Annotated in this window: 1 protein-coding gene and 1 pseudogene; one reads left to right on the top strand and one right to left on the bottom strand. The window is 53.4% G+C overall.

The window, feature by feature from the left end; translation table 11 throughout:
* Positions 1 to 785, bottom strand: a 785-nt coding sequence (locus tag B7449_RS12255; protein WP_082084852.1) for a DDE-type integrase/transposase/recombinase, incomplete at its 3' end; no start/stop codon positions are given.
* 110 nt (positions 786 to 895) lie between these two features.
* On the opposite strand from B7449_RS12255, the pseudogene B7449_RS12250 reads away from it, so the two are divergent.
* Positions 896 to 1,454: pseudogene (locus tag B7449_RS12250) on the top strand (type I restriction endonuclease subunit R); the annotation flags it as partial.

Here is a 1,454-nt window from a genome sequence, read left to right as displayed (position 1 = left end):
TCCAGATCCTTATGGCTTGAGACACAGACCGGCAACACCTCTGTCGCGACACGGCCATTGAAGCGTTCGACCATTCCGTTGGTCTGAGGGGAGTAAGCTTTGGTCCGGCGTCGGTCGATACCCATGTCATGACAGGCTTTTTCGAAGGCATCCGCCGTAAAGCAGGAGCCACGATCAGTCAGAATATGGGTGATCCGGAAAGGAAAGGTGGTTTTGACAGCTTTGAGGAAATCGACGGAATTATCGGCATTCTCCGCGTCATAGACGGCCAGATGGACCGAGCGGGAGCATCTATCGATGGCGACATAGAGAAAACGTTTCCGCCGGTCTCCATCTGCTGTCTGCAATTTTGGCAGATGTTTCACATCGATATGGACATAACCGGGATCGTAATCCCGGAACTTTCCCTGTCCACGCACAGGTCCGGCTTTTTGCGCAGGAGGTAACCTGTTCAGTCCAGCATCTTTCAGAATACGCCAGATATTGTCCCGTTTGAGAAGCGGCAGGAAATGCCGCACGACGAAGGTCAGATCATCCAGACCAAAACCAGTAGAACGCCGGAGTTCACAGACAATGGCACGCTCCTCCTCCGAGGCTTTCCAGGCCAGTTTCCAGGGACGGCTGCTGCGGTCCTGGCAGGCGTCTGAACCACGCCTGCGCCACTTGCGGACAGTTTCATCGCTGATGCCGTAGCGTCTGGCGAGCACGGATGTCGGTTCTGACGAACGCGCTATGTCAGCCCGGACGGCTGGTGTCGTGCGTGCCTGTGGATGGATCTGAAGCATCATTCGCTCTCCCTGCAGACGGAAGAAAACCATGGAGCGTAACGCGGCATCGCCCACGCTACACCATCCCAATGACGTCTCACAACCTGACAGTGAAGATCTACGGCCAGATGGCTGCAATCATGCCGTTCGAAGTGGAGGCTTGGGAGAAGCTCTTCTGGTTCCTGAAGTTCCTGGTCCCGAAGCTAAACATCAAGGACCCGAATCAGGATGCGTTGGATGATCTTCTCGAGGCCGTTGACCTTTCGTCATATGGGCTAGAGCGGACAAGACTAAACCAGACCATCGGCCTGGACACTTCAGAAGCAGAGCTAGATCCACAGAACCCCACCCCCCGCGGCTATCGCGAAGGAGAGGTGCAGGAAGACCCGTTGGAAGAGATCATCCGCAGCTTCAATGAACGTTGGTTCCAAGGCTGGAGCGCCACCCCGGAAGAACAACGGATCAAGTTTCTGAACATCGTTGAAAGTGTTCAGGCCCACCCCGATTTCGAGAAGAAATTTGATGAAAATTCTGATCCCTACAGCCGTAACTTGGCATTTGAAAAAATTATGAAAGAAGTCATGCTAAAACGCCGGAAAGAGGAGTTGGAACTCTACAAGCTTCACAACCAGGACGAGGCGTTTGTAAATGCTGTTTCAAAATTCCCCACATGTGCTGTCGGAAAAT

Origin of the sequence: Komagataeibacter intermedius TF2 (assembly GCF_000964425.1) — a bacterium.
GTDB lineage: Bacteria > Pseudomonadota > Alphaproteobacteria > Acetobacterales > Acetobacteraceae > Komagataeibacter > Komagataeibacter intermedius.
This window is presented reverse-complemented; position numbering and strand designations above follow the sequence as displayed.